Below are 16,828 nucleotides of genomic sequence, written 5' to 3'. Positions count from 1 at the left end.
CTTACTCTTTCATCTTAGGATCAAATGCGTCACGTAAACCATCAGCTAACAAGTTGAAACAAATCATGATAACTGAAAGTGTTGCCGCTGGAATCCACATTAAATATGGAAGGAAACGGAAAGTTTTGTATCCTTCGTTTAACAAGGTTCCTAAAGATGCGGTTGGTGGACGTAAGCCTAACCCAATAAAACTTAGGAACGCTTCAAAGAAAATTGCCGATGGGATACTGAACATCATTTGGACAATAATGACACTTGAGATATTCGGTAAAATATGTTTAATAGCAATTTTCCAACGAGATTCGCCCAATGTTTCTGCTGCCATGACAAACTCTTGGTCTTTTAGTTTCATGGTCTGGGCTCGCACAATCCTGGCCATTGATATCCAGTTTGTAATAACCATGGCTAAAACAATCGAAACAATCCCTGGATCAAAGACTGTTAGCATCAAGATCATAACAACTAAGTTAGGAATACCAGAAAGAACTTCTAAGATACGTTGCATTACTGTATCGACACGACCGCCGACTAACCCGGAAATCAGTCCATACGTTACCCCAATCGTAATATCTAGAATCGCCGCGATAAACGCAATTAATAAGGAAATACGTGTTCCCATAAATAAACGACTTAGGACATCACGACCTAAACCATCTGTTCCTAGATAAAAGTTTACGTTATCTGGAACGTTTGCTTGTGCATATTTATCAACTAATTGACCAGCAACTGTTGTTTTACCATTTAAACCATTCACGCTTTCCAAGCCAGGAATTCGTGGTGGTAAGTTAATGTAAGAAACATTTTGTTTCGTTGGGTTATGTGGTGAAACCCAAATGGTAATAATAGAGATAAAGATAATAACTGCTAAGAAACTCATTGAGATAACTGCAGCTTTATTCTTTTTCAAACGACGCCATGAGTCTTGTAAGAAACTTAAAGACGGTGTGGCAATACGCTCTCTTTCTTTTAGAGTTGAAGTGTTTAGAGGCTGAAACTCATCTGCCGGAATATCTTTAATCGCTTGTGGTAGATTATTTTTATTGACTGTTTCCATTAGCCTTTTGCACCTCCTGATACGCGAATTCTTGGATCAATTAAACCATAAAGTAAGTCAACAATCAGAATTACAACAACTAACATTGTTGAATACAAAATAGTTACTGCCATAATTGTTGGATAGTCGTTTGTCATAATTGATTTTACAAACTGTTCCCCAATTCCAGGGATGGCAAAAATATTTTCTACTACTAAAGAACCTGTCATTAAACCAACGGCTAAAGGTCCTAATAAGGTAATCAATGGAATTAAACTGTTTCTTAACCCATGGCGGAATGCAACTTGCCAGCGACTCAAGCCTTTTGCTTTGGCTAATTCGACATAATCACTATGCAAGACCTCTACCATCTCGGTTCGAATAAACCTAGCCGAATCGGCCATTGGACTCATTGCCAAGGCAATAGTTGGCAAGATTGTGTATGCAAAACCATTCCACATAGCAATTGGTAAGATTCTTAATTTCATTGCAAAAATGTATTGTAATAATACCGCGAAAACAAAGTTTGGAATAGAACGACCTAAAATGGCTAACAATGTTGCCAACGTATCTACCCAAGTATTTTGACGCATCGCTGCGATAATCCCCAATAAAATACCGACTAACGTACCAAAGATAATCGCTTGTCCTCCCAGTTGAAGGGACGGCCCAATTCGACCAGCTAATAACTTAGCAACAGGTTGGTTTTTAAATTGGAATGAAATACCAAAGTCTCCCGTTACCAGGTTCTTTAAGTAAATTCCGTATTGAACAATCACTGGTTTATCTAAGCCAGATTGTTTATTCAACATAGCGATTGTTTCTGGACTAAGTTTTTCTTGGTTGGTATAAGGCGTACCTGGTAATAATTGCATTAAGAAAAACGTAATCGTTGCGATTAACCACAAAGTGATAATCATGAAAAAGATCCGTTTAAGAAAATATTTTCCAAAACTATTCAATAATGACACCTCCGAGATTTTTTTGACTTCCTCAGTTATTTTCGTTAAAGTAATGACTAGATAGACCACAATAATAGATAGGGTGAACACATGAAAACTTTTAAATGGCCAATTATTACAGCCGTTATTTCCAGTATCGGCATTTTTCTTTACTTATTAATAAGTAAAGAACCTATCACTACCTCCTCATTATCAGATACCTTCTTTATCGTTTCGCTTTTCTTTTTAATTATCGGCATTGCTTTATGGATTATGTCCTCTGGCTTTTTCGATAACTTTCAGCGCTCAATGAAAAACGCGTTTCGTTTTAAAAAGAAAAATGAACCGAAAGAGTTTATCCCGCTTTCAGTCATTGGCGATGCACATCGCTCTTTCTGGCTAAAAACTGGGGGCATCTTACTGATTCTGTCTTTAGGCTTTCTACTATTTTACTTGGTCTAAGACAAGATAGCAAGAGGACCGTTGCCTTTTATTCCATGGCAAAGGTCCTTTTTTGTTTGCTATCGATCTTTTGTCGGGTTATTCTGAAATGTATGCCCATTTGTAGTCATACGTTGCGCCAGCAGGATGAACTGCGACATCTTTGACTTTTTCAGCACGTAAATGCGCTTCTGATTTTTGGAATAATGGTACCACACCCATGTCTCCCATAATCGTTTTCTCTGCATTTAACATATCATCCCAACGTTTTTCAGGATCTGTCGCATCTGCACTACTTGCAGCTTTCACGAACTTGTCAAACTCTGGATTGTTATAACGTCCACGGTTATATGAGTTATCTGAAGCAAATAAGTCTAAGAAACTACTTGGATCAGCATAGTCAGCACTCCAACCACCGATTACTGCATCAAAGTCGCCTTTGTTTGAACGATCTAAACGAACGGAGAATGGAACCGGACTAACCGTTACCTTCACACCATCTAAAGCATCTTGAATTGACCCTTGAACAAATTCAACTGTTTTCTTAGAAGAATCTGCATCTGAAGAAAGAATATCCATTGTTAAGGTTGAAATCCCCAATTCTTTTTTCGCTTTTTCCCAGTATTCTTTAGCTTTTTTCGTATCATATTCAATTTGACTACCTGCTTCCTTAGCAAAGTCTTTGCCGCCACTTGGGTCTTTTGCCATATCTGCTGGTACTAAACCGTTTGGCTCGATAGAACCATCCCCTAAGATTGATTCAACTAACGCTTTACGGTCGATTGAGTAAGAAATTGCTTTACGTAAGTTCGCATTTCTAAATGGTGATTTTTCATCACGTTGATTTAGTTCCATATATTGTGTTGATGCTTCTTTTTGACTAACAAAAGCTGGGTCATTGGCCATTTGTTGGGCTAATTCACCAGAAAGAACGACATCGTCTGTTTGTCCATCTTGGAACAAGTTCAACGCAGTTGGTGATTCTTTCACGACATTCACATCTACTGAGTCCAGTTTCACTGTGTCTTTATCCCAATATTGATCGTTTTTCTTGAATGACCATTTTGTATCTGTACCAGGACCATCAAAGCCGTCTAAGACGAATGGACCATTGTAGACAGCACTTTCGCTGTTTGATGCATAATTTTTACCATATTTTTCCACAATATCTTGACGTTGCGGGAAGAATGATGGGAAAGCTAATAAGTAATCAAAGTATGGTGTTGCTTTTTCTAGAGTGATTTCTAATTCTGTATCACTGACTGCTTTAATTCCTAATTCTGATTTATCTTTTTCCCCTTTAGCAATGGCATCACCATTTTTTACAGAGGCATACAGATAAGCATATTCAGAAGCTGTCGCTGGATCAACTGTTCGTTGCCATCCGTAAACATAGTCATTAGCAGTCACTGGTTTACCGTCTGACCATTTTGCATCTTTATTTAATTTAATTTTGTATGTTAGTCCATCTTCAGAAACTTCTGCTTTTTCCGCTGCACCTGCAGGTTGGACTTTGTTATCTTTGTCTAAACGATAAATTCCTTCATATACATTATTTAATGCAATAAAACTAATTCTGTCTGTTGCTAGTGATAAATCAGCTGTTGGCATTTCTTGTTGTTCTGTGACACGTAAAACTTGTTCGCCACTTGCCTTACCGCCACCAGACGCGCTTGAGCTATCTGACGTTCCGCCGCCTCCACAAGCCGCTAAAGTTGTTACGCTAAATAATGTAATCACACCGAATGTTAATGACTTTTTCAATTTCATAGTGTTGCCTCCTAAAATAATACAATCTGTATTTTCTGAAAAATCAGAATTTAATAATTATTTATTGCTATGGAATATATCTTACATTTTTCATATTAAAATTGCAAGTCAAAATGTTAACTTTTTTTAATTTTTCTTCTCTTCCTATCAGAAACCACTCTTTTTCTTCCTGTCTTTTATTGCAATTCTTTTGTCAGTTTTCTAAACATTATGGTAAATTAGGAAGTAAAGGAGTGACAAAATATGAAAAATTCTACGTTTTTAAAGGATTTGTTTGCTATTGATAAAGCAAATGACGAATTATTTCGGTTAGTTGGTGTCGCAATTTGTATGGCAATTCCATTATTAATTGGTTATTTTTCCAATAATTTACTCATTGGGACCTTTGGCTCGATGGGCATTTATACGTTTATTTATTATCAGCCGCTTCCTTTGCCCCAATTATTGCGCAGACTGAATATTGTTGGCTTTTTTATTGTTCTGGGCAACAGCTTAGGAATGCTAAGTCACCATGTACCTTGGTTGATTCCCATTACAATTGCCATCGTCGCTTTTCTTGCACGCTTACTTTTTAGATTGTATGGCATTGAGAAGCCTGGTGCTTTGTTAGTTATCATGTCAACCGCAATGGGAACAAGCAACAATTTTCCTTTACATAAGATTCCCATCATGGCCAGTTTTGTTCTTTTAGGAGTAGTGACCGGCATTATCATGGGCATTGTGCTTCATTTCATCGACAAGCGCCCCTACGTTTTTCAAAAACGGATGTCTCTTCAAGAACGACTTTATATCGATCCCGCTTCTTTATTAGATGCTTTGCATTATGCGGCCATTTTATTTTTAGCGGCTTATTTAAGCCAATCGCTTCATTTAGTCAACGCCTATTGGATGACGTTTACTTGCGCAGCCATTTTACAAGGGGAAAATTTACATTCTGTGATGCAGCGAAATGTTCAACGGATTCTAGGCACGAGTCTCGGTTTGTTGCTTTCTGCAATTTTATTAATGATTCCCTTTACACCTTTACAAACAATCGGTATCATTAGTATTCTATATGCAGCTTTTGAAGGATTCATTAACAGAAACTATGCGATTGCCAGCTTTTTTATTACCCCGATGTCCTTATTATTATCAAATCTTGCACGACAGCAAGTCATTAGTAATCTTTTAAACTATCGATTAGTCGGGATTGTGTTAGGTAGTTTACTTGGTTTTGCCGGCGCTTATGTTTTCACAACTGCGCTACGTTTCTATAATCGGGCCTACTCAATTGATGAAACCTTTGAAAATCAACAAGAAGAAAGAGGCGTTTTATGAAAATAACTTATCCCTTGCCACCAAATCTACCAGAACAACTTCCTCTATTAACGAACTGTCAATTAGAAGATGAGGCAATCTTAGAAAATCATTTGTATCAGCAGATTGATTTACCGAATCAAGAAGTTCGTAACTTAGTCTTTCGGGATGCTGTTTTCGATCATCTTTCATTAGCAAATGGCCAGTTTGCTTCTTTTGATTGTAGTAATGTGCGTTTTGAAGCTTGCGATTTTTCTAACGTCGAATGGCTGTCTGGCAGTTTTCATCGAGTGACTTTCCTTCGTTGCAATTTGACAGGAACGAATTTTGCAGATAGCTATTTAAAAGATTGTCTATTTGAAGATTGCAAAGCCGATTATGCTTCTTTTCGTTTTGCAAATTTTAATCTTGTTCACTTTAATCAGACACGTTTAGTCGAAAGTGAATTTTTCGAGGTCACCTGGAAGAAACTCCTGCTAGAAGCTTGCGATTTAACCGAAAGTAATTGGCTAAATACTTCTTTAAAAGGATTGGATTTTTCCCAAAACACCTTTGAACGCTTGACTTTCTCACCAAACTATTTATCAGGTCTTAAAGTCACCCCTGAACAAGCCATTTATTTGGCAAGTGCCCTTGGTTTGGTGATTACCTAATAAAATTTTAAAAAATAGCCGAATAACTGGTTCTGTCGGTTCTTTCTTATTAAATTGTTATTAATTTTTTGGAAAAACCAACGGAACCATTTTACTTGTGCCTTTTTTTTAGGTAAACTATCTTAGGTTAAGCAATCTCTTTTTTTGGAACAAGAGAAACTTTTGGAATCATTTCCTATAAATCATGAAGAGATTATGACAAACGTTCTTCTAATCCAAGAACGTCTTTTGTCCTATACTCGATTCTACTCAAAAGGAATGTCAGTGAATGAATAAAAAAAAACAAGGCCTCGGTCAAGCGACGGGAAAAATCATTTTAATGGGGGAACACGCCGTTGTTTACGGCGAACCAGCAATCGCCTTTCCTTTTCAAGCGACAGAAATCACAGCCGTCTTTACCCCGGCAAAAACTATGCAGATTGATTGTGCATATTTTACAGGATTGCTTGAAGACGTGCCCCAAGAGCTAGCAAATATCAAGGAAGTTGTTCAGCAAACCTTACATTTTTTAAAGGAAGATACAGTTAAAGGCACTTTGACCTTAACAAGTACGATTCCCGCTGAACGAGGAATGGGTTCAAGCGCAGCAACCGCTGTGGCCATCGTTCGAAGCCTTTTTGATTATTTTGATTACGCTTATACATATCAAGAATTGTTTGAGCTTGTTTCCTTAAGTGAGAAAATTGCTCATGGCAATCCTAGTGGTATCGATGCCGCAGCAACAAGCGGCGCTGATCCCTTATTTTTTACTAGAGGATTTCCGCCCACACATTTCTCGATGAATTTATCTAATGCCTACTTAGTAGTAGCTGATACGGGAATTAAAGGTCAAACACGTGAAGCAGTGAAAGACATTGCGCAGCTAGCTCAAAATAATCCCACAGCAATCGCTGAAACAATGAAACAATTAGGTTCTTTTACTAAAGAAGCAAAGCAGGCGATTTTACAAGATGATAAACAAAAATTAGGTCAGCTAATGACGTTAGCGCAAGAGCAACTCCAGCAATTAACCGTCAGCAACGATATGCTGGATCGACTAGTGGCTCTCTCTCTAGAACATGGCGCTCTAGGAGCAAAATTAACCGGCGGCGGTCGCGGTGGCTGTATGATTGCCTTAACAGATAATAAAAAGACCGCACAAACCATTGCACAGACTTTAGAAGAAAATGGCGCTGTTGCTACATGGATTCAATCATTAGAGGTGAAAAAGTAATGCTTTCAGGAAAAGCACGAGCGCATACAAATATTGCTCTGATTAAATATTGGGGAAAAGCCAATGAAGAATACATTTTACCAATGAATAGTAGTTTATCATTAACATTAGATGCCTTTTACACAGAAACAACTGTGACATTTGATGCCCATTATTCAGAAGATGTATTTATTTTAGATGGTATCTTGCAAAACGAAAAACAAACAAAAAAAGTCAAAGAATTTTTGAACCTTGTTCGTCAACAAGCCGATTGTACTTGGTTTGCAAAAGTAGAAAGTCAAAATTTTGTGCCTACTGCAGCTGGTTTGGCTTCTTCAGCGAGTGGTCTAGCTGCTTTAGCAGGGGCCTGTAACGTAGCCTTAGGATTAAATCTTTCAGCAAAAGACTTATCACGTTTAGCGCGACGTGGTTCAGGTTCTGCTTGTCGTAGTATTTTTGGTGGTTTTGCTCAATGGAACAAAGGCCACTCTGATGAAACGTCGTTTGCTGAAAATATTCCAGCCAATAATTGGGAAAACGAATTGGCCATGCTCTTTATCTTAATTAATGATGGAGAAAAAGATGTTTCTAGCCGTGATGGAATGAAACGAACAGTAGAAACTTCTAGCTTTTATCAAGGTTGGTTGGACAATGTGGAAAAAGATTTATCCCAAGTTCATGAAGCAATTAAAACAAAAGACTTCCCTCGTTTAGGAGAAGTCATTGAAGCCAATGGGTTAAGGATGCATGGAACCACCTTAGGCGCTGTCCCTCCATTTACTTACTGGTCCCCAGGCAGCTTACAAGCGATGGCTTTAGTTCGCCAAGCACGGGCCAAAGGAATTCCTTGCTACTTTACAATGGATGCAGGTCCGAATGTCAAGGTTTTAGTCGAAAAGAAAAACTTAGAAGCATTAAAAACATTTTTAAGTGAACATTTTTCAAAAGAGCAGTTAGTCCCAGCTTTTGCTGGTCCCGGAATTGAATTGTTTGAAACGAAAGGAATGGATAAATAAGCATGATTGAAGTTACTACGCCAGGAAAGTTATTTATTGCAGGAGAATATGCCGTTGTTGAACCTGGCCACCCTGCCATTATCGTTGCTGTGGATCAATTCGTAACTGTAACTGTCGAAGAAACAACAGATGAAGGCAGTATTCAATCTGCACAATACAGCTCTTTACCTATTCGTTGGACACGCCGAAATGGTGAGCTCTTATTAGATATTCGCGAAAATCCTTTTCATTATGTTTTAGCGGCGATTCATCTAACTGAAAAATATGCGCAAGAGCAAAACAAAGAATTGTCATTTTATCATTTAAAAGTGACGAGTGAATTAGATAGTTCAAATGGACGAAAATATGGTCTTGGTTCAAGCGGTGCAGTAACCGTTGGAACTGTCAAAGCCTTGAATATTTTTTATGACTTAGGTTTGGAAAATGAGGAAATTTTCAAATTATCAGCATTAGCTCACTTAGCCGTTCAAGGAAATGGTTCTTGCGGAGATATCGCCGCCAGCTGTTACGGGGGCTGGATTGCCTTTTCAACCTTCGATCATGATTGGGTCAATCAAAAAGTAGCCACTGAAACATTAACTGATTTGTTAGCAATGGACTGGCCTGAATTAATGATTTTTCCGTTAAAAGTACCGAAACAACTACGTTTACTAATTGGTTGGACAGGTAGCCCTGCGTCCACTTCAGACTTAGTTGATCGAGTCCATCAATCAAAAGAAGAAAAACAAGCGGCTTATGAGCAGTTCTTAATGAAAAGTCGGCTTTGTGTCGAAACAATGATTAATGGCTTTAACACAGGAAAAATTTCTGTTATTCAAAAACAAATTACTAAAAATCGCCAATTGCTCGCTGAATTATCTTCACTGACTGGTGTGGTAATCGAAACAGAAGCCTTGAAAAATCTTTGTGATTTGGCTGAATCTTATACAGGAGCTGCGAAATCTTCTGGCGCTGGCGGGGGCGATTGTGGGATTGTAATTTTCCGCCAAAAATCTGGGATTTTACCATTAATGACTGCTTGGGAAAAAGACGGAATTACTCCATTGCCACTTCACGTCTATACCTATGGTCAAAAGGAGTGTAAGGAGAAGCATGAATCGAAAAGATGAACATCTATCATTAGCTAAAGCGTTCCACAAAGAAAAAAGTAATGACTTTGATCGTGTGCGTTTTGTTCACCAATCGTTTGCTGAATCCGCTGTTAACGAAGTGGATATTTCCACTTCGTTTCTTTCTTTTCAGCTTCCCCAACCTTTTTATGTCAATGCAATGACAGGTGGTAGTCAGCGTGCAAAAGAAATTAATCAGCAATTAGGCATTATTGCCAAAGAAACTGGCCTTTTAGTTGCGACAGGATCTGTCTCGGCAGCGTTAAAAGATGCTAGTTTAGCGGATACGTATCAAATTATGCGAAAAGAAAACCCAGATGGACTCATTTTTGCCAATATTGGTGCAGGCTTGGGTGTGGAAGAAGCAAAGCGAGCGCTTGATTTATTTCAAGCGAATGCCTTACAAATCCATGTAAATGTGCCCCAAGAATTGGTCATGCCTGAAGGAGATCGTGATTTTACTAATTGGCTAACCAAGATTGAAGCTATCGTACAGGCCGTAGAAGTGCCTGTCATTGTCAAAGAGGTTGGCTTTGGCATGAGCCAAGAAACCTTAGAAAAACTTACCTCTATCGGCGTTCAAGCAGCGGATGTGAGCGGCCAAGGCGGAACGAGTTTTACACAAATTGAAAATGCCCGGCGGAAGAAACGAGAACTTTCTTTCTTAGATGATTGGGGGCAATCAACGGTCATCTCTCTTCTGGAATCACAAAATTGGCAAAAGAAACTAACTATTCTCGGCTCTGGCGGTGTGCGTAACTCTCTTGATATTGTCAAAGGACTCGCTTTAGGTGCCAAAAGCATGGGAGTTGCTGGGACTATCTTAGCTTCCCTTATGAGTAAAAATGGTTTAGAAAATACCTTAGCCCTTGTACAGCAATGGCAAGAAGAAGTGAAAATGCTTTATACTCTTTTAGGTAAAAAGACGACAGAAGAATTAACGAGTACCGTACTTATCCTCGATCCAGTTTTAGTTAATTGGTGTCATAACCGTGGTATCGACAGCACTGTTTTCGCAAAACGTTAAAGAGACCAGAACATTAATGTTCTGGTCTCTTTATTTGAGTTCTTTTATCCTACATAAGCATCTAAGATAATTTGTTTTAGTTCACTAATTAATGGTTCTTTCGGATTTGCAGTTGTACATTGGTCTTCATATGCAAGTTCTGCCATACGATCAACCGTTGTGTCTAATGTTTCTTGTGAGACACCTTGGGCTTTCAAGTTCATGTCAATTCCGACTGATTTACCTAAGTCTGCTACTGCTGTTGCTAAAGCTTCTACTAATTCTGCGGTGGTATTTCCTTTTAAGCCTAAGAATTTTGCAATGTCTGCATAATCAGTATCGGCGCGGAAGTAATCATATTTAGGGAACATTGCGTGTTTTGATGGATCTTTCGCATTGTAACGAATAATATGTGGTAATAAAATCGCATTTGTACGACCATGTGGAATGCCATATTCCCCACCAATTTTATGAGCAATAGAGTGACAAATACCTAAGAATGCATTAGCAAATGCCATCCCTGCCATGGTTGATGCATTATGCATTTTTTCGCGAGATTCCATATCTGGACGTTTCACTGAATTTTCTAAATGATCGAAAACTAACTTGATTGCTTGTAAACTTAAACCACGTGTGTAATCTGAAGCCATCACGGAAACATAAGATTCAATAGCATGTGTTAAAACATCCATACCTGTATCTGCAGTGACTGAAGCTGGCACAGACATTACGAACTGTGGATCAACAATCGCTACATCTGGTGTTAACGCATAGTCTGCTAACGGATATTTCACGTGTGTTTCACTATCAGTAATAACGGCAAATGGTGTAACTTCTGAACCAGTTCCTGAAGTAGTTGGGATACAAACAAATTGTGTTTTTTCTGGTTTGGCAATTTTATATGTCCGTTTGCGGATATCTAAGAATTTTTGTTTTGCACCAAAGAACTCTGTATCTGGGTGTTCATAGAACATCCACATGCCTTTCGCCGCGTCCATTGCAGAACCGCCACCCAAGGCAATCACTGTATCTGGTTGGAAATCAACCATCATTTTGGTACCTGCATAAACAGTATTGGTTGATGGGTTTGGTTCAACATCAGAAAATACTTCGATTTTCACATCATTTTTACGTTTTTGTAGCTCTTTACGTACGATATCTGCATAGCCAAATTGAACCATACCTGGGTCACAAACTAACATGACACGTTCAACATTTTCCATTTTTTGTAGATATTGTAAAGAATTTTTTTCAAAGAAAATTTTTGGAGGTAATTTAAACCATTGCATATTATTTCTCCGTTTCGCTACCGTTTTAATATTAATTAAGTTAATGGCTGATACGTTTTTAGAAACAGAGTTTTTCCCGTATGAACCACAACCAAGTGTTAAGGATGGAATCATTTCGTTATAAATGTTACCAATACCACCTTCTGCTGATGGAGTATTCACTAAAATACGACAAGCTTTCATACGTAAACCAAAAGCAACTTGTAACTCTTCATCTTCTGTATGAATTACTGCTGTATGTCCTAAACCACCTAAGTTTAACATCGCTTCACATAGTTCAAAAGCATGCTCTGCATTGTTTGATTTCATCATTGCTAAAACTGGCGATAATTTTTCTCTTGATAATGGATATTCTGGACCTGCACCTTCTAATTCAGCGACTAAAATTTTTGTGCCTTTTGGTACGCTAATTCCTGCTAATTCAGCAATTTTTTCTGCAGAGTTACCGACAATCGCTGGATTTACTGCGTATTTGCCTTCATTCATCACTGCATCTTCTAGTTTTTGTAATTCATTCGGTTTCACGAAGTAAACGTTATGTGCTTCAAACTCAGCTTTGACAGAAGCATAAATTTCTTTATCCACAATGACCGCTTGCTCAGAAGCACAAATCATTCCATTATCAAATGATTTTGAAACAATTAAATCATTAACCGCACGTTTTACTTTAGCCGTTTTTTCAATATAAGCTGGTACGTTCCCAGGACCAACGCCTAGTGCTGGTTTACCTGTTGAGTATGCAGATTTTACCATGCCTGCGCCACCAGTTGCTAAAACAATGGCAATCCCTGGATGATTCATCAAAGCAGATGTTGCATCAATCGATGGTTGTTCAATCCATTGAATACAATTTTCTGGTGCACCTGCTGCAATCGCCGCATCCCGTACAATACGTGCCGCTTCTGCCGAACATTTTTGTGCGCTAGGATGGAAAGCAAAAACAATTGGATTTCTTGTTTTTAAGGCGATTAGTGATTTAAAAATAGTTGTTGACGTTGGGTTTGTTGTTGGTGTGACCCCACATACCACGCCAACTGGCTCAGCAATTTCCATTAAACCGGTTTGTTCGTCTTTGTTAATTACACCCACTGTTTTATCATGTTTAATATTATTCCAAATGTATTCAGATGCATACATATTTTTGATTGCTTTATCTTCATAGATTCCACGGCCAGTTTCTTCGACAGCCATTTTTGCTAAAGGCATATGTTGGTCTAACGCCGCCATCGCCATTTGATGGACAATGTGATCTACTTGTTCTTGTGTAAAATCTTCCATTGCTTTTAAAGCGACATTCGCTTTTATTGCTAATTCATCAATCATTGATGAAACATCAACTGTTTCTGTCTTTTCTTTTTTTACTGTTTTAACCATGTTCATCCTCCTAAGAGTTTCATTTTAAAAAACTTTGTTAACTATTTCACATTCACATCATACAACATAAAATGAATCTTGTAAATAGTTTTTGTGATATTTTTCACAGCTATTTATAATTTTTTTATCTCAAAAAAAAGACCTATTCTTTTTTCTAGAATAAGTCTTCAATATCATGCCAGTCCCTTAAAGGATTTTTTGATGTCTGTGCCAATAATTGTTGATAGTCAAAAAATTCATTCGGCTTAACCTTCTGAATGTCTTTGCGACAGTCTTTGACAGATAAATAGGTTTGTTTTTTCCAACGATAGGTGAGTAAATAAGTCAATAAATCTTCTTCGTTGATGGAAGAATAACCTAGTTCACGAAAATTTTGGCACTTCTTTTTAATACTTTTATTGAGCATTTTTTGTTGTAACCAACTTAATTTTTCCTTTGTCATGGGCTCTTCTCCTTCCAACCAAGCGAAAGATTGCTCACTTTTTAACTATCTTCCAACACTATAAAAAGGAACCTTTTTTGTAAACTTAATAGTTAAAAAGGACTTAGGACGTAAGTCCAAATGACCTACCTTCCTAGTCCTACATTTTAAGATAAACGACACGAGCGGAATAGGAATTATCTCTTCTTATTGGCTTTCTCGTGTGACTACTGGTCACAGTTTCGCCTTTGAAAAGCCTGTTCCGCTCTCTTTAACCATTAAATGAATCAGTTAATTCGTTTAGTCTTTCTTTTCTTTTGAAGGATCTGATGTTTCAGGAACTTCAGTTACTTCTTCTGTGACTGTCTCTTCAACTTCTGTAACTGGTACACTAGTTACTGCTGAATCATTTGTAACAGCAGTTCCAGGTGTTACAGTTCGAATTGCTGCACGGTCAAATTCTAAGACAATACCTTCGCAATCGATTAAAACTGTTTTTTCGTTGATTTCACTTAAAACACCATGTAAACCACCAATTGTGACAACACTATCGCCAATTTTCATTGCGTTTAGTTGTTTTTGACGTTCTTGCTGTTGTTTCTTTTGAGAACGTGTCATGAAAAACATCATTCCTCCTAAAAGGACTAATGTAAAAATCATTGTAAATCCGCCACCCATTTGTTTCACCTCACTCTGCATTATTCACACTACTAACTGTATCAAAAAAATGCTTGAAGAACTAGTTTTTTCCTCTAATTTTTAGAAACTTTTTGCATTCGCTTTATTAAAGCCATATTCTTCAAAAAACGCTTGTCGGAATTCTAATAAATTGTCGTCCATAATTGCTTGACGGACATTTTTCATTAAGTCTAACAAGAAGTATAAATTATGATACGATGTTAAACGGATTCCGAATGTTTCATCACATTTAATCAAATGACGAATATAGGCCCGTGTATAATTACGACAAACATAACAATCACATTTCTCATCAAGCGGCCGAAAATCTCTTGCATATTGGGCATTTTTAACAACCAAGCGACCTTGTGAAGTCATACAAGTACCATTGCGCGCAATACGTGTTGGCAACACACAATCAAACATGTCAATCCCACGAATCACTCCATCAATTAATGAATCAGGGGCACCCACACCCATTAAGTAACGTGGTTTATTTTCAGGAATTAACGGTGTCGTAAAGTCTAAGACTCGGTTCATTTCTTCCTTAGACTCACCAACAGATAAGCCACCAATCGAATAGCCAGGAAAATCCATACTCACTAAATCTTTGGCACTTTGACGACGTAAATCTTCAAATCCCGCACCTTGAACAATACCGAATAATCCCTGTCTATCAGGATTCGCATGGGCTTTTAAGCCACGCTCAGCCCAACGAGAAGTCCGTTCAATCGAACGTTTGACATACTCATAGCTTTCATCAAATGGTGGACATTCATCAAAGCTCATCATAATATCTGATCCTAATTTATTTTGAATATTGATCGCTTTTTCTGGAGAAAGGAACATTTTTGAACCATTTAAATGATTTCTAAAATGCACACCTTCTTCTTCGATTTTCCGCATATCACTTAATGAAAAGACTTGGAAGCCACCTGAATCAGTTAAAATAGGTTGATCCCAGTTCATAAATTTGTGTAAACCGCCTGCTTCTTCGACTAAATCTTCACCTGGGCGTAACCATAAATGGTAAGTATTACTTAAAATAACACCGGCACCCATTTCTTTTAATTCTTCTGGTGACATTGTTTTAACTGTCGCAAGTGTACCTACCGGCATAAACATTGGTGTTGGAAATGTGCCGTGAGGAGTAATTAATTCACCTAAACGCGCACCTGTGTGTTTATCTTTTTTGATTAAACGATAACGAATGGCTGGTTCCGTCATTCATTTCCCTACTTTCTACTATAATTTGTCCTCCCATCATCATACTTTTTTTTTATTGAATTTGCAAGGATTTCTCAAGGTTTCTTTTTTCAAAAAAGGGTCCTTAAAAAACAGCAACTAGTTCAAATAATTCAAATGAACTAGTTGCTGTTTGGCACTTATTTTGTCGCTGTATATTTTTCTAAATCTTGCATCGCTGTTTTCACAATTTCAGGGGTAATTTTTTGTTTCATATAATGAATCGTTTCGCCTTCTATACAAGCACGTTCTGCCACTTCTTGATACTCGGCTTCAGTTAAGTCCATCTCCATTTCTTTTAAAGAAATAGGCAAACCTAGTTGGTGATAGAAAGGAATCAATTCAGCGATTTCTTGCCATTTCTCTTCAATGGCTAATTGAACAAACACACCATACGCCACTTTGTTTCCATGCAATTGTCGATGGCTAGCTGGCAGCAAAGTTAGGGCATCATGAATGGAATGGGCACCTGCTGTCCGACCATAATCATCGCCAAAGCCACCCACCATTCCACCAATAATTAAATTTGTTTCGATGACATCAATAAACGATTGATTTAATTGTTGCTCTTCCATCGCTTTTAAAGCATTGATACTTTCATTTAACAAAATATCGCGACATTTTTCCGCGGCAAAATGAGAAACTTGAATAGGTAACACTTGGACGTCTAACTGCGAAATAATCGCATCTGCTTCATACCATTTAGCTAATGTATCCCCAATACCTGCCACCATTAAGGACCGAGGCGAATGCAATAACACTCTTGGTTCTACCAACACCAAAGCGTTTGCTTGTGGAAAAACGTCATACCGTTCCATTGCTCCATCTTCTCGATACATTACACTCAATGGCGTGCACGGTGCACAAGTAGCTGCTAAAGTGGGCAAAATAATGACCGGTAACGCCATTTTGTGTGCTAAGGCTTTGCCCAAGTCGGCCACTTTTCCTCCACCGACAGCGACGATGGCCTCTAAATGATTGTCCAGCACTTGCGCTTCTAACTCTTGCACACGTTGATCTGTACAAACACCTCCATAGTTTTCAAAGACAGCTGTTACTTTTTGAAACGTCGGAAAATACGGTTTTGCCGCTTGCCATGACTCAGTCCCGTGTAAAATGAATACACGATGAATATTTCTGCATAATAGTTGTCCTTCTAATAATTCCCACGAACCAATTTCGCAAAGATACTCTTGTGGTGTCCCTCTCACAATTAATGATTGTTCCATCTTGAAAATCCCCTTCATTTTTGACTTTTGAAAATTTTTTTGAAAAAGTTGTATTTTTTCAACTCTACTACTTTTCCTTTTACATATTCTATGATATGATAAACCACATCATAACACAATAAATTTTTATACATT

15 protein-coding genes are annotated in these 16,828 nt (G+C 37.9%); 7 read left to right on the top strand and 8 right to left on the bottom strand.

The genetic code is table 11. The features are described 5' to 3' along the window. Position 1: 1 nt before the first annotated feature. Both opp1C and opp1B read right to left on the bottom strand, forming a co-directional pair. On the bottom strand, positions 2 to 1,054 hold the full coding sequence (gene opp1C, locus IGJ63_RS03145) for an oligopeptide ABC transporter permease Opp1C (RefSeq protein ID WP_002355787.1): 1,053 nt from the start codon (positions 1,052 to 1,054) through the stop codon (positions 2 to 4). Further along, positions 1,054 to 1,995 carry an oligopeptide ABC transporter permease Opp1B gene (gene opp1B, locus IGJ63_RS03140; RefSeq protein ID WP_002381304.1) on the bottom strand — a complete coding sequence of 314 codons (942 nt, stop codon included), beginning with the start codon at positions 1,993 to 1,995 and terminating at the stop codon, positions 1,054 to 1,056. Before opp1B ends, opp1C begins: the two co-directional genes overlap by 1 nt. Positions 1,996 to 2,085: 90 nt before the next feature. Here opp1B and IGJ63_RS03135 point away from each other — a divergent pair, with 90 nt between their 5' ends. After that, a complete protein-coding gene (locus IGJ63_RS03135) occupies positions 2,086 to 2,436 on the top strand; it encodes a DUF3899 domain-containing protein (RefSeq protein ID WP_002355784.1) in 351 nt (116 codons plus the stop codon). A gap of 78 nt (positions 2,437 to 2,514) precedes the next feature. On the opposite strand, the gene opp1A is transcribed toward IGJ63_RS03135, so the two are convergent. Continuing rightward, positions 2,515 to 4,185, bottom strand: a complete 1,671-nt coding sequence (opp1A, locus tag IGJ63_RS03130; RefSeq protein WP_002381303.1) for an oligopeptide ABC transporter substrate-binding protein Opp1A — start codon at positions 4,183 to 4,185, stop codon at positions 2,515 to 2,517. 243 nt (positions 4,186 to 4,428) lie between these two features. Between opp1A and IGJ63_RS03125 the strand changes: the two genes are divergently transcribed. The 6 genes from IGJ63_RS03125 (at position 4,429) to fni (ending at position 10,478) form a co-directional block, all read left to right on the top strand. Then, on the top strand, positions 4,429 to 5,502 hold the full coding sequence (locus tag IGJ63_RS03125; protein WP_002355782.1) for an FUSC family protein: 1,074 nt from the start codon (positions 4,429 to 4,431) through the stop codon (positions 5,500 to 5,502). Beyond that, positions 5,499 to 6,134, top strand: coding sequence for a pentapeptide repeat-containing protein (locus tag IGJ63_RS03120; RefSeq protein WP_002355781.1), 636 nt, complete (start codon positions 5,499 to 5,501; stop codon positions 6,132 to 6,134). Before IGJ63_RS03125 ends, IGJ63_RS03120 begins: the two co-directional genes overlap by 4 nt. A gap of 268 nt (positions 6,135 to 6,402) precedes the next feature. Next, positions 6,403 to 7,347, top strand: coding sequence for a mevalonate kinase (gene mvk / locus IGJ63_RS03115; RefSeq protein ID WP_284955303.1), 945 nt, complete (start codon positions 6,403 to 6,405; stop codon positions 7,345 to 7,347). Further along, on the top strand, positions 7,347 to 8,342 hold the full coding sequence (gene mvaD, locus IGJ63_RS03110; protein ID WP_284955321.1) for a diphosphomevalonate decarboxylase: 996 nt from the start codon (positions 7,347 to 7,349) through the stop codon (positions 8,340 to 8,342). The genes mvk and mvaD overlap by 1 nt, the downstream gene beginning before the upstream one ends. Positions 8,343 to 8,344: 2 nt before the next feature. Then, on the top strand, positions 8,345 to 9,451 hold the full coding sequence (locus tag IGJ63_RS03105) for a phosphomevalonate kinase (RefSeq protein ID WP_284854263.1): 1,107 nt from the start codon (positions 8,345 to 8,347) through the stop codon (positions 9,449 to 9,451). Further along, the gene (gene fni, locus IGJ63_RS03100) at positions 9,435 to 10,478 is read left to right on the top strand and encodes a type 2 isopentenyl-diphosphate Delta-isomerase (RefSeq protein WP_284955304.1); all 1,044 of its coding nucleotides are present in this window, start codon (positions 9,435 to 9,437) and stop codon (positions 10,476 to 10,478) included. The genes IGJ63_RS03105 and fni overlap by 17 nt, the downstream gene beginning before the upstream one ends. A gap of 44 nt (positions 10,479 to 10,522) precedes the next feature. On the opposite strand, the gene adhE is transcribed toward fni, so the two are convergent. The 5 genes from adhE to IGJ63_RS03075 form a co-directional block, all read right to left on the bottom strand. After that, entirely contained in the window at positions 10,523 to 13,120 is a 2,598-nt protein-coding gene (gene adhE / locus IGJ63_RS03095) for a bifunctional acetaldehyde-CoA/alcohol dehydrogenase (protein ID WP_279446176.1), read from the bottom strand. A 154-nt stretch (positions 13,121 to 13,274) separates the two neighbouring features. Further along, entirely contained in the window at positions 13,275 to 13,580 is a 306-nt protein-coding gene (locus tag IGJ63_RS03090) for a post-transcriptional regulator (RefSeq protein ID WP_438745927.1), read from the bottom strand. A gap of 261 nt (positions 13,581 to 13,841) precedes the next feature. Next, complete coding sequence (yajC, locus tag IGJ63_RS03085; RefSeq protein WP_025189494.1) at positions 13,842 to 14,240, bottom strand: preprotein translocase subunit YajC; 399 nt, start codon at positions 14,238 to 14,240, stop codon at positions 13,842 to 13,844. A 60-nt stretch (positions 14,241 to 14,300) separates the two neighbouring features. Next, the gene (gene tgt / locus IGJ63_RS03080) at positions 14,301 to 15,446 is read right to left on the bottom strand and encodes a tRNA guanosine(34) transglycosylase Tgt (RefSeq protein WP_002355772.1); all 1,146 of its coding nucleotides are present in this window, start codon (positions 15,444 to 15,446) and stop codon (positions 14,301 to 14,303) included. 158 nt (positions 15,447 to 15,604) lie between these two features. Next, a complete protein-coding gene (locus IGJ63_RS03075; RefSeq protein WP_002358821.1) occupies positions 15,605 to 16,711 on the bottom strand; it encodes an iron-containing alcohol dehydrogenase family protein in 1,107 nt (368 codons plus the stop codon). Positions 16,712 to 16,828: the final 117 nt, after the last annotated feature.

It is taken from the genome of Enterococcus sp. DIV1375a (assembly GCF_051712205.1).
GTDB classification, from domain to species: domain Bacteria; phylum Bacillota; class Bacilli; order Lactobacillales; family Enterococcaceae; genus Enterococcus; species Enterococcus faecalis.
This window is presented reverse-complemented; position numbering and strand designations above follow the sequence as displayed.

Excerpts from the sequence above, each read along its gene's own strand:
- IGJ63_RS03135 (WP_002355784.1), top strand. The coding sequence starts at position 2,086 with ATGAAAACTTTTAAATGGCCAATTATTACAGCCGTTATTTCCAGTATC.
- opp1A (WP_002381303.1), bottom strand. The coding sequence starts at position 4,185 with ATGAAATTGAAAAAGTCATTAACATTCGGTGTGATTACATTATTTAGC.
- opp1C (WP_002355787.1), bottom strand. The coding sequence starts at position 1,054 with ATGGAAACAGTCAATAAAAATAATCTACCACAAGCGATTAAAGATATT.
- IGJ63_RS03105 (WP_284854263.1), top strand. The coding sequence starts at position 8,345 with ATGATTGAAGTTACTACGCCAGGAAAGTTATTTATTGCAGGAGAATAT.
- IGJ63_RS03075 (WP_002358821.1), bottom strand. The coding sequence starts at position 16,711 with ATGAAGGGGATTTTCAAGATGGAACAATCATTAATTGTGAGAGGGACA.
- mvk (WP_284955303.1), top strand. The coding sequence starts at position 6,403 with ATGAATAAAAAAAAACAAGGCCTCGGTCAAGCGACGGGAAAAATCATT.
- adhE (WP_279446176.1), bottom strand. The coding sequence starts at position 13,120 with ATGGTTAAAACAGTAAAAAAAGAAAAGACAGAAACAGTTGATGTTTCA.
- mvaD (WP_284955321.1), top strand. The coding sequence starts at position 7,347 with ATGCTTTCAGGAAAAGCACGAGCGCATACAAATATTGCTCTGATTAAA.
- IGJ63_RS03125 (WP_002355782.1), top strand. The coding sequence starts at position 4,429 with ATGAAAAATTCTACGTTTTTAAAGGATTTGTTTGCTATTGATAAAGCA.
- IGJ63_RS03120 (WP_002355781.1), top strand. The coding sequence starts at position 5,499 with ATGAAAATAACTTATCCCTTGCCACCAAATCTACCAGAACAACTTCCT.
- tgt (WP_002355772.1), bottom strand. The coding sequence starts at position 15,446 with ATGACGGAACCAGCCATTCGTTATCGTTTAATCAAAAAAGATAAACAC.
- yajC (WP_025189494.1), bottom strand. The coding sequence starts at position 14,240 with ATGCAGAGTGAGGTGAAACAAATGGGTGGCGGATTTACAATGATTTTT.
- fni (WP_284955304.1), top strand. The coding sequence starts at position 9,435 with ATGAATCGAAAAGATGAACATCTATCATTAGCTAAAGCGTTCCACAAA.